This is a genomic window from Peptidiphaga sp., assembly GCF_057238965.1.
Window position 1 is genome coordinate 1 of sequence record NZ_DBHHEV010000087.1, and the last position, 9,988, is coordinate 9,988.

At 64.9% G+C, this 9,988-nt stretch carries 11 protein-coding genes; 7 read left to right on the forward strand and 4 right to left on the reverse strand.

Annotated features, from left to right (window positions below):
• The 4 genes from ACO48X_RS09380 to ACO48X_RS09395 all read left to right on the forward strand — a co-directional run.
• A partial coding sequence (locus ACO48X_RS09380; protein ID WP_485001823.1) for a GNAT family N-acetyltransferase occupies nt 1-262 on the forward strand: 262 nt, incomplete at its 5' end.
• Nucleotides 263-412: 150 nt separating this feature from the next.
• Entirely contained in the window at nt 413-1,129 is a 717-nt protein-coding gene (locus ACO48X_RS09385; protein ID WP_485001824.1) for a succinate dehydrogenase cytochrome b subunit, read from the forward strand.
• An 87-nt stretch (nt 1,130-1,216) separates the two neighbouring features.
• The gene (locus tag ACO48X_RS09390) at nt 1,217-3,175 is read left to right on the forward strand and encodes a fumarate reductase/succinate dehydrogenase flavoprotein subunit (protein ID WP_485001831.1); all 1,959 of its coding nucleotides are present in this window, start codon (nt 1,217-1,219) and stop codon (nt 3,173-3,175) included.
• The gene (locus ACO48X_RS09395; protein WP_485001825.1) at nt 3,172-3,924 is read left to right on the forward strand and encodes a succinate dehydrogenase/fumarate reductase iron-sulfur subunit; all 753 of its coding nucleotides are present in this window, start codon (nt 3,172-3,174) and stop codon (nt 3,922-3,924) included. The genes ACO48X_RS09390 and ACO48X_RS09395 overlap by 4 nt, the downstream gene beginning before the upstream one ends.
• A gap of 173 nt (nt 3,925-4,097) precedes the next feature.
• Here ACO48X_RS09395 and ACO48X_RS09400 read toward each other — a convergent pair whose 3' ends face one another.
• The 3 genes from ACO48X_RS09400 to ACO48X_RS09410 are packed head-to-tail and all read right to left on the reverse strand — an operon-like array spanning nt 4,098 to nt 5,416.
• Nucleotides 4,098-4,463 (reverse strand): carboxymuconolactone decarboxylase family protein, encoded by a 366-nt coding sequence (locus tag ACO48X_RS09400; protein WP_485001832.1) that lies wholly within the window; start codon nt 4,461-4,463, stop codon nt 4,098-4,100.
• 16 nt (nt 4,464-4,479) lie between these two features.
• Nucleotides 4,480-4,932 carry a MerR family transcriptional regulator gene (locus tag ACO48X_RS09405; RefSeq protein ID WP_485001826.1) on the reverse strand — a complete coding sequence of 151 codons (453 nt, stop codon included), beginning with the start codon at nt 4,930-4,932 and terminating at the stop codon, nt 4,480-4,482.
• Nucleotides 4,933-4,981: 49 nt separating this feature from the next.
• A complete protein-coding gene (locus ACO48X_RS09410) occupies nt 4,982-5,416 on the reverse strand; it encodes a hypothetical protein (RefSeq protein ID WP_485001827.1) in 435 nt (144 codons plus the stop codon).
• Between the two features lie 923 nt (nt 5,417-6,339).
• Here ACO48X_RS09410 and ACO48X_RS09415 point away from each other — a divergent pair.
• Complete coding sequence (locus ACO48X_RS09415; RefSeq protein WP_485001828.1) at nt 6,340-6,771, forward strand: YbaB/EbfC family nucleoid-associated protein; 432 nt, start codon at nt 6,340-6,342, stop codon at nt 6,769-6,771.
• A gap of 177 nt (nt 6,772-6,948) precedes the next feature.
• The gene (gene tsaD / locus ACO48X_RS09420) at nt 6,949-7,989 is read left to right on the forward strand and encodes a tRNA (adenosine(37)-N6)-threonylcarbamoyltransferase complex transferase subunit TsaD (RefSeq protein WP_485001829.1); all 1,041 of its coding nucleotides are present in this window, start codon (nt 6,949-6,951) and stop codon (nt 7,987-7,989) included.
• A gap of 132 nt (nt 7,990-8,121) precedes the next feature.
• On the opposite strand, the gene ACO48X_RS09425 is transcribed toward tsaD, so the two are convergent.
• Nucleotides 8,122-9,360: a class I SAM-dependent methyltransferase gene (locus tag ACO48X_RS09425; RefSeq protein ID WP_485001830.1), complete on the reverse strand. Its 1,239-nt coding sequence runs from the start codon at nt 9,358-9,360 to the stop codon at nt 8,122-8,124.
• 187 nt (nt 9,361-9,547) lie between these two features.
• On the opposite strand from ACO48X_RS09425, the gene groES reads away from it, so the two are divergent.
• Nucleotides 9,548-9,844, forward strand: coding sequence for a co-chaperone GroES (groES, locus tag ACO48X_RS09430; protein WP_040322758.1), 297 nt, complete (start codon nt 9,548-9,550; stop codon nt 9,842-9,844).
• Nucleotides 9,845-9,988 lie beyond the last annotated feature (144 nt).

Below are 9,988 nucleotides of genomic sequence, written 5' to 3' on the forward strand. Positions count from 1 at the left end.
GAAGGAACGCGGCCGCGGCCTCGGCGGCGCCCTTCTAGACGAGCTCCTTGCGCGCGCGCGGGAAGGAGGGGCCGAGGACGTCTTCCTCGAGGTTCGCTCGCGGGACCCAATCGCCCAAAAGCTATACTCCGGCAGGGGATTCGCAGCCGTCGGCCTGCGCAAGGGGTACTACGGCGACGACGACGCCCTCGTCATGCGCCTGAGGACGGGCGAGACCTCCCGCGGGCAGGCGGGGGCCGCAACGCCGGCGGGCGCCGCCTGAGGATGATCGGGACGCCTGCCTCGAATCCTGGGACGTAAGGCGCATATGCTTCGCAGCCTTGCCGAAAAGTCGCCGATTAATTACACAACAATGTGTTCCTTTATTTATTCTGACGTCGGGATTTTCGACCTGACTGGGTAAAGTCGAAGTGTGGATAACTCACTGAAACAGAAGCGCGGCATGATGACGTCCGTGGGGCTCAAAGTCATCATGGCGTTCACCGGGCTGATTTTCGTCATCTTCGTCCTGTTCCACATGTATGGAAACCTCAAGATGTTCTTCGGGCCCGAGGCTTACAACCACTACGCCGAGTGGCTCAAGCATGACATGCTCTACCCGATCCTGCCGCACGGCTGGTTCATCTGGATCTTCCGCATCTGCCTCATCCTCGTTCTGCTCGGCCACGTGGGCGCCGCCGCCCACCTCGTCCTTCGCAACTACAGAGCGCGCGGAACCCGGTACAAGGTGAAGTCGGGAAAGAAGAAGAAGGAATCGTGGCCGTCGAAGACGATGAAGGTCGGCGGAGTGACGATCCTTCTGTTCATCGTCTTCCACATCCTCCATTTCACGGCCCTGAAGATTCAGATCGGGGGCGACTACCATCGGCTCTCGCCGTATGAGCGCATGGTCGTCTCCTTCAATTTGGACAGTTGGGCCTCTGTGTGCGCGCTCGCCGTCTACACCGTCGCTGTCACTTTCGTCAGCTTCCACGTGTGGCACGGCCTCTACTCGGCGCTGACGACCCTCGGCGCCGGACGGCGAGGGGCCGAGGCGTTCCTCAAAGGGCTTTCCGCTCTGTGCGGCCTGGCTTTGTTCATCGGCTTCCTCGCTCCGCCGTACGCCATAGCCTTCGGATTCATCGAGTGAGGGGCGAATATGGCTGAGACTCACACGCAAGACCCGACGGGCGCCGACCTGCGCCACCGTGCTCGCACCCATCCAGCAGGGACAGACATGACTCAGATTCTTTACACCGAAGGGTCGGCGATCGCCGACACCAAGGCGCCCGCAGGCCCGCTCGAGGGCAAGTGGGAGAAGCGCAAGTTCGACGCCAAGCTCGTCAACCCGGCCAATCGCCGCAAGCTTTCGATCATAGTGGTCGGAACCGGACTCGCCGGAGGCGCCGCCGCGGCGTCGCTCGGCGAGATGGGCTACAACGTCAAAGCCTTCTTCTACCAGGATTCGGCTCGCCGAGCGCATTCGATCGCGGCTCAGGGCGGAATCAACGCTGCGAAGAACTACAAGAACGACAACGACTCGGTCTACCGCCTCTTCTACGACACGATCAAGGGCGGAGACTTCCGTGCGCGCGAGGCGAACGTCTACCGCCTGGCCGAGGTCGCGAACAACATCATCGACCAGTGCGTGGCCCAGGGAGTCCCCTTCGCCCGCGAATACGGCGGATACCTCGACAACCGCTCCTTCGGCGGCGTCCAGGTCTCGCGAACCTTCTACGCCCGAGGCCAGACGGGCCAGCAGCTCCTCATCGGCGCCTACCAGGCCCTCCAACGGCAGGTGGCTGCGGGAACGGTCGAGAGCTTCTCCCGCCACGAAATGATGGAGCTCATCGTCAAGGACGGCCGAGCGCGGGGAATCGTCGCCCGCGACATGGTCACCGGCGAGGTTGAGACGCACGTCGCCGACGCCGTCGTCCTCGCCACCGGCGGATACGGAAACGTCTTCTTCCTCTCCACGAATGCGATGGGATGCAACGGGTCGGCGATCTGGCGCGCCTACCGCAAGGGAGCCTACTTCGCCAACCCGTGCTACACGCAGATCCATCCGACCTGCATCCCGCAGCACGGAGACTACCAGTCCAAGCTCACGCTCATGTCGGAGTCCCTGCGAAACGACGGGCGCATCTGGGTTCCCAAGCGGGCCGAGGACTGCGAAAAGGACCCTCGGCAGATCCCCGAAGAGGACCGAGACTATTATCTCGAACGCATTTACCCTGCCTTCGGCAACCTCGTTCCCCGCGACATCGCCTCCCGCCAGGCCAAGAACATGTGCGACGAGGGCCGCGGGGTGGGCCCGAAGATCGACGGCGTCGCCAGGGGCGTGTACCTCGACTTCTCCGACGCGATCAACCGTATGGGCAAGGCTGCGGTCTCCGCCAAGTACGGCAACCTTTTCGACATGTACAAGCAGATCACCGACGACGACCCGTACGAGGTGCCCATGCGCATCTACCCGGCCGTCCACTACACGATGGGCGGGCTGTGGGTCGACTACGATCTGGAGTCTTCGGTGCGCGGCCTGTACGTGGCGGGCGAGGCCAACTTCTCCGACCACGGCGCCAACCGCCTCGGCGCCTCGGCGCTCATGCAGGGACTGGCGGACGGTTACTTCGTCCTTCCCGACACGATGAACGACTACCTTGCCTCCGGCCCCTTTGAGCCGCTCGCTCCCGACGATCCAGCCGTGGTCGAGGCGCGCGAGTCAGTCAAGATTCGCATCGCTACGCTCATGGGGCTCAACGGCAAACATTCGGTCGATTACTACCACAAGAAGCTAGGATCGATCATGTGGGAGAGATGCGGAATGGCTCGCGAAGCCGACGGACTGCGCCAAGCCATCCGCGAGATTCGAGCCCTGCGCGAAGACTTCTGGAAGAACGTCAAGGTTCCCGGCAAGCCCGAGGAGCTGAACGTCTCTCTCGAGAAGGCAGGACGAGTGGCCGATTTCCTCGAGCTCGGCGAGCTCATGTGCATCGACGCTCTCCACCGCGAGGAATCCTGTGGAGGCCATTTCCGGGTCGAATCGCAGACTCCGGAAGGGGAGGCCCTTCGCCACGACGACAAGTACGCCTATGTCGCGGCTTGGGAGTTCACCGGCGACGGCAACCCGCCGATCCTCCACAAGGAAGACCTCAACTACGAATTCGTCCACATGAAGCAGCGGAGTTACAAGTGAGAATCAACCTGGAGTACTGGCGTCAGAACGGCCCGTCCGATTCGGGCCACTTCGAGACGCACACGCTTGACAACGTGGACGAGCACGCCTCGTTCCTGGAGATGCTCGACGTCCTCAACGAAGAGCTTTTCGACGAAGGCAAGGAGCCTCTCGCTTTCGATTCGGACTGCCGCGAGGGAATCTGCGGCCAGTGCGGCATCGTCGTCAACGGCGACCCGCATGGGCCCAAGCGGACCACGACGTGCCAACTGCACATGCGCACGTTTGCGGACGGCGACACGATCACCCTCGAGCCTTGGCGTTCGAAGGGCTTCCCGGTCATCAAGGACCTTGTCGTGGATCGCTCGGCCTTCGATCGCATCGTCCAGGCCGGGGGCTACATCTCGGTCAACACCGGGGCCGCCCCCGAGGCGCATTCGCAGCTCGTCCCGAAAGGCAACGCCGACCGCTCCTTCGAGGCCGCCGCCTGCATCGGCTGCGGCGCCTGCGTGGCGGCCTGCCCCAACGGCTCGGCCATGCTCTTCACCTCGGCGAAGGTCGTTCATTTGGGTCTCCTCCCGCAGGGGCAGCCCGAGCGCCGCGACAGGGTGGTCAACATGCTGGCCCAGCAGGACGATGAGGGATTCGGCGGCTGCACGAACGTCGGCGCATGCGCCAGCGTGTGCCCCAAGGAGATCCCCCTCGAGCTCATCTCCCTCCTCAACCGTGACCTCATCAAGTCCTACGGGCACAAGGCCCGCCAGAGGTAGAGAAGACGCACGCGGCCGGATCCTTCCGTCCGCGGCGAAAAGGGCGGGGCTTTCAGGGCCCCGCCCTTTTCAGTCTGCGCTGTGAGCAGTCTGCGTTGCACGCCGCCCGGCGCTCCCTCAGCCGGGGCCTTTGCTCCTTTCGAGCAGAATGGCGTCCAAGCCTCCAGCAGTCCTCAGTCGTTCAGCGGCAGGAGCCCCCGCTCAGAAAAGACGCGTTTGGCCGCAAACATTGCGTTCAGAGATCGGGGAAATCCGCAGTAGACGGATGCGTGGAGAATGGCTTCGACGATTTCCTTCGGCGAAAGGCCCACGTTGAGCGCGGCGCCGACGTGCACCTCAAGCTGCGGCTCGCATCCCCCGAGGGCCGTGAGCATGCCGAGCGTGACGAGCTGCCGGTCCCTCGGGCGAAGCTCCTCGCGAGAGTAGACGTCGCCGAATCCCCAGGCGACGATGTGGTACCCGAGTTCGGGGCAGACGTCGTGCAGTGAGTCGAGCACCCGTGCGCCGGCCTCGCCGTCGACCCGGTTGAGCATTTGCATGCCCGCGGCGAAGCGTTCATCGCCCGGGGTCCGATTCTTGTCGGTCTTCTCGTCCATCGTTTTCCTTTCCATGAATATGCGGGATATGCGTCTGCCCGGAGCCTTCGGCGTCGTCGATCCATTGTCGATAAAGCGAGATTTTGGCGTCCAAGGCGTCCGCGTGCGTGGAAAGCTCGGCTATGCGGGAACGGACGTCGGCTTCGTAATCGCAAAGAAGATCCAGACGTTCGCGGAGCGTCGAGGACCCCGCTTTGCGCAGCTTCGCATACCGGCGCATGAGCCCTATCGGCATGTTCGTGGCGCGCAGACGCTGGAGGAACCGTATCCAGGAGACGTCTTGGGCGTCGTAAAGCCGCCTTCCGGCCCCGTCGCGCGCAACCGCGACGAGGCCCTCGCGTTCGTAGTACCTGAGGGTCGACGCCGAAAGGCCCGTTTCTCGAGCGACTTGGCCTATGCGCATCCTTTCCATGGAAGGGAGCTTACGAGTTGAAGCGCACTTGAAGTCAAGAAACGCTCGGTCAGTTCTCGCAGCGCCGGTGCGAATCCGTCTCTGAGACGAGCTCGCGGTAGGCGGTTTCGACGCTCATGATGGACGGGGCGAATCCAATGCCCTTCTCGCCCTTGATGAGGTGAAGCCGGTTCGACCTGCGGCGCCCGCTTGGGGAGATGACGAACGCGTCTTCGTAGGGGTTGATGTTCCAGTCGTCCACCGTGCCCACCCACGCGTCCGGGTTTTCGCGCAGCTTCCAGCTCGCGAATGCTTTGAAGACTTCCGCCTCGGAGAGGGCTGGGGCTCCCGCGGGGGACGAGACGCGGACTTCCGGCTTGCACACGCGGTCTTCAGACTTCGAAGCGTCGTGGCTTTCCCTGTTCGAAGGGAAGCGAGGCTGCATGGAGGAGGTCGCCTGCCCTCTTCTGCGACGTCGGGCTGGCGAGTTGTCATCGCTGGTCATGATGGGTTCCTTTCAGTGGTGCGAATTGTGGGGCTTCGTAAACGTCATTGCGGCCGCCGGGGACGCGTCCGCCTCGTGCGGCGAACGGATGACGGATCGCGCCAGTCGACCGCAGCTTGATCAGCGGATGCGATCCTTGGGAGTCGCGCAGGATGAAGATGTGAAGGAAAGGCACGTTCACATTCGTTCTCCGTTCCTTTGTCGCCGGTTCTTCGTTTCGATTTGCTGTTACGCCGATGCGATGCGGGACGCGTGGAGGGATGGTGGCCCGGGTTTCATAAACGGCGTGGGTTCGTCGGTAGGAACTTGTTTACACAGTACCCAATCTGACGGGCAAATGAGAGCCAAATTCCGGGGGAGGGGACTCCAACGTAGCCATCTTTCGGAGATAAGCCCGTCATTCCGGGGAAAACGCGGCTGGGCCGATGTCTCCGATTTGTCCGCCGAGACGGCGCCGAGGGGGTGAATGTTCAAGCTGGAGGTTGGAGGGGCTGAACGCGCTTAGGCTGGAGTTTAGGGTTTAACGCTCAGGCTTGGAGTTCGAGGTTTAACGCTCAGGCTGGAGTTTAGGGTTTAACGCTCAGGTTGGCGTTGGGAAGGGCTGAGGGCGCGGGCCGTCTTAGGTTTGACGTCGTCGCGACGGAAGGATCGAGGCGGGCCCGGAAACACTGCGCGGAGACGATGCGGACAGGCAAGCCGAGCCGGAGCGGAAGGTCGGGCCCGCGGGCGCAGCCCCAGGAAGACCGAGGAGCTTTCAGGCACTAGGATGCTGCATGGGGGCGTTGCGTCCCGCTTCGCTGCGCGCCTTAGACGATTCGCTCGCCCAGCCGCACGCGATCGAGGGCGTGGAAACGGCGGCGCGGCGTCGTCCCCTTCACGTGGGCGGCCGTCGGCCGCGCTTTCCGTCAGAAAGGAATGTGTTAATGGAACTTCCCGAGTCTTCCAGCGGCCTAGAAGGCATTCAATCTCGGTTGGACGAGCAGCTCGCCGAGGCGCAGAGAAATATGCAGCGCGCCGAGGCCTTCGCAGCGCAGGCGCAGGATTTGACGGCGTTTGCGCGCAGCGAGGGCGGCGAAGTGAGCGTCGAAGTCGACGGGGGAGGCGTGCCTCTCGACGTGAAAGTGACGGCCAAAGCCTTCTCTCTGGCGCCGGAGGCGCTTTCGCAGCTCATCCTCGACGTCGTTCGCCAGGCGCATCGCGAAGCCGTCCAAAAGTACGAAGATCTGGCGCGTTCGGTCTTCGGAGACTCGGCGACGACGGAGCAACTCGTCGCCCAGGCCCGTCAGCGCCTCAAGGCTTACGTCCGTGACGAAGGGGAAAGCCGATTCGGCGATCGCGAGACTGAGATTCCCTGAAGCCGGCCGCGTCGAAGCCGGGACCCGCGAAGCCGACGCCTCAGACGGCCATACCGAATCTCCCGCAAGCTGAGCGGTGCGCCCCGTCCCGTTCGCGGGGCGCACCGCGGCGTCGTCCGCAGGCGCGAAGCGGCGAAGAATTAACCCGCGCCCGTCCGTCGGCTAGACTTGTGGGACGTGAGCATTACGGTTCTGGGCATTGAGACTTCCTGCGACGAGACGGGAGTCGCCGTCGTCCGCGACGGGGAGCTCCTTGCCGACGTCACCGCGACGTCGATGGACGAATACGCGCGTTACGGCGGCATCATTCCCGAAATCGCCTCGCGGGCGCATCTTCAGACCTTCGTTCCCACCCTGGACGAGGCGCTCGACCGTGCGGGAGTTGCGCTGGGCGACGTCGACGCGATCGCCGTCACCGCGGGCCCGGGCCTGATCGGATCGCTGACGGTCGGCGTTTCCGCAGCCAAGGCCCTGGCTCTCGCCGCGGGCAAGCCCCTCTACGGCGTCAACCACATCGTCGGCCATCTGTGCGTCGACGAGCTCGTCGACGGTCCGTTCCCCGAGCGTTTCATCGGCCTTGTGGTCTCCGGCGGGCACTCGTCGATCCTTCGGGCAGGCAACATTGCGACCGACGTCGAAGAGCTTGGCGGGACGCTCGACGACGCCGCCGGCGAGGCCTTCGACAAGGTCGGGCGCCTGCTCGGCCTGCCGTACCCCGGCGGCCCGCACATCGACCGGCTGGCGCGACTGGGAGACCGCTGCGCCATCCGCTTCCCCCGCGGGCTCTCGCAGGGCAAAGACAAAGCCCGCCACCCCTACGACTTCTCCTTCTCGGGCCTGAAAACCGCCGTCGCCCGCTACGTCGAAGGCTTGGCCGAGCGAGGCGAGGAGCTGAACAGGGAAGACGTCGCCGCGAGCTTCTCCGAGGCGGTCTGCGACGTTCTGACGGCCAAAGCCCTCACTGCCTGCGAGGCCTTCGACTGCGACACCCTCGTGATCGGCGGCGGCTTCTCCGCGAATTCCAGGCTGCGCGAACTTGCTGCCGAGCGCGCCGCCAAGGCCGGCGTGACCGTCAGGATCCCTCCCATCAGATACTGCACCGACAATGGGGCGATGATCGCCTCGCTCGGGTGGGAGCTTGTCAGAAACGGCGTGGAGCCTTCCTCCCTGGACATTGCCGTCGATACGGGAATGGACCTGGGCCGCATCAAAATGTGACGGCCGTCCGCCCCAACCCGACGAGGCCTTTTTGCGGTCGGCCTTCGCTTCGTCCGTGCTCCGTTTTCGGCTGCCTGCGCCTTCTCTGAGTCGGCCAGCGCCTTCTCGGCGCGGCCCGCGCTTTGTCCGCGGTCAGCGCCTCCGCCGCGCGACGATCGCCCGATGGCGGCCAAGGACGGGGGAGAAGAGGACGACGCCGGCGTCGCCGCCGTTGCCCGAGAGCCTCTTCGCCATCGCCGCGACGTCGACCTCCGTTCCGCGTTTCTTGACCTCCGCCCGCCCGATCCCGTGCGCGGCCAGGGACCGCTTGATCCGCTTGGCCTCCGGAACGACGACGTCCAAGACCTCGAAAGCCGCGCAATGCGGCGGCGCAGCCTCGCCCGAGAGGTAGGCGATGCCCTCCGAGACCGGGGCGAGGCCGTGCTCCTCGCACAGACGCGCGATGCCGCCCGATCGGACGATGGCCGGGTCGGGCTCGAACAGCAGGGGGCCGAGGGCGCGCGGGGCGACGAAGACCGCCGGCTCGTCGGCGGTCTTCGCGCCGGAGTCGAGCCGCTCGCCGTCGATCGTCGCAGCGCGCCCCGTTCCCATACCGAGCCATACGACGGCTTCGAGCAATTGGCCGCGCTCGCTGATCCACTCGACGAACGCCCTCGGCGGCAAGGCGTGGTAGGCGATCCCTGGCGCAACTTTGATCCCTGCCAGCGGGAAACCCCTCGCAAGGCTCAGAGCCCGCGAGAATGGCGGAGTCCAGCGTTCGGGAGAGGAGATCCTGCGGCCGTCCTCGGCCCTCCTGGCCGGGTCGAGCCATATCGCGTCGGCCTCGGGAAGCTCGGCAGCGAGGCCATCCGCGCATGTCACCTTCGCCTCCGGCGCATTCGCAGCCGCGTACAGGGCCGCCACGGGGTCCGATTCAATCGCCGCAACGTCGAGGCCCGCGAGCGTGAACGCGAGCGAGTCGGCGCCGATGCCGCAGCCGAAGTCGACGACCCTCCTCGCTCCCGCCTCGACTAAGCGCGCCGCGTGCAGGGCGCCGACGCTCAACCTGGTCGCCTGCTCGTATCCGTCTGCGGTGAAAAACATCGCGCCCGCGCGCTTCCCGAACTTGGCCGCGGCCCGCGCTCGCAGGCGAGACAGCGTGAGCGCGGCCGCCGCTTGGTCGGCGTCCAGCCCCTCGCGCCTCAGCCGCGCAGTGAGGGCGAAGACGTCGTCTGAACGGTACGGGGGAAGCGCGGCGAGAACGGCCCGTCCGGCGTCGCCGAGGAGCCAGCGGGCGACGGCGAGATTGCGGGATGCTCTCGCGTTTCGGGGAGAATCGGCGTCGGAACGGGGAGAATCGGCGTCTCGAGGCGGGGAGGGAATAGCGTCCACGAATCAAGTCTCGCACGCGGCGCTGCGCCTACGGCGAAAAGCTGGCACTCATCGCATGCGAGTGCTAATCTTTCATCAGGCGCAGCGAAAGCTGCCCGTGCCCGGTTCGGGCCCGGCCCCCGCGACGGCGGGTCCCGCGTCCAGGCTTTCTCAACCAAAGCACGAGTATATAGAAGGGGGATCCGCAGTGTCGGTCTCCATCAAGCCGCTTGAGGATCGCATCGTGATCCAGCAGCTCGAAGCAGAAACCACGACGGCTTCCGGCCTCGTCCTTCCGGACACGGCGAAGGAAAAGCCGCAAGAGGGCAAGGTCCTGGCCGTCGGGCCGGGCCGCGTCGACGATCAGGGCAACCGCGTGCCCGTCGACGTCAAGGTAGGCGACGTCGTCATTTACTCCAAGTACGGCGGGACCGAGATCAAGTACGGAGCGGACGAGTACATTATCCTGTCCTCGCGCGACGTGCTCGCGGTCGTCGAGAAGTAATCGAGAGGCGGTCGGCCCAGGGTCGACGCGCAATCGAATCGAAGGGGCGGCGCTCTGTCTGGGGCGCCGCCCCTTCGCCACGTCCTAAAGACACTTTGTCCCGGTCGCAAGAAGGCTTGTCGCGTTTGCGAGCGTGTTCGGTCG

Coding starts and splice junctions, on each gene's coding strand:
- ACO48X_RS09410 (WP_485001827.1), bottom strand. CDS start 5,416: ATGACCAGCGATGACAACTCGCCAGCCCGACGTCGCAGAAGAGGGCAG.
- ACO48X_RS09405 (WP_485001826.1), bottom strand. CDS start 4,932: ATGGAAAGGATGCGCATAGGCCAAGTCGCTCGAGAAACGGGCCTTTCG.
- ACO48X_RS09390 (WP_485001831.1), top strand. CDS start 1,217: ATGACTCAGATTCTTTACACCGAAGGGTCGGCGATCGCCGACACCAAG.
- ACO48X_RS09400 (WP_485001832.1), bottom strand. CDS start 4,463: ATGCAAATGCTCAACCGGGTCGACGGCGAGGCCGGCGCACGGGTGCTC.
- ACO48X_RS09415 (WP_485001828.1), top strand. CDS start 6,340: ATGGAACTTCCCGAGTCTTCCAGCGGCCTAGAAGGCATTCAATCTCGG.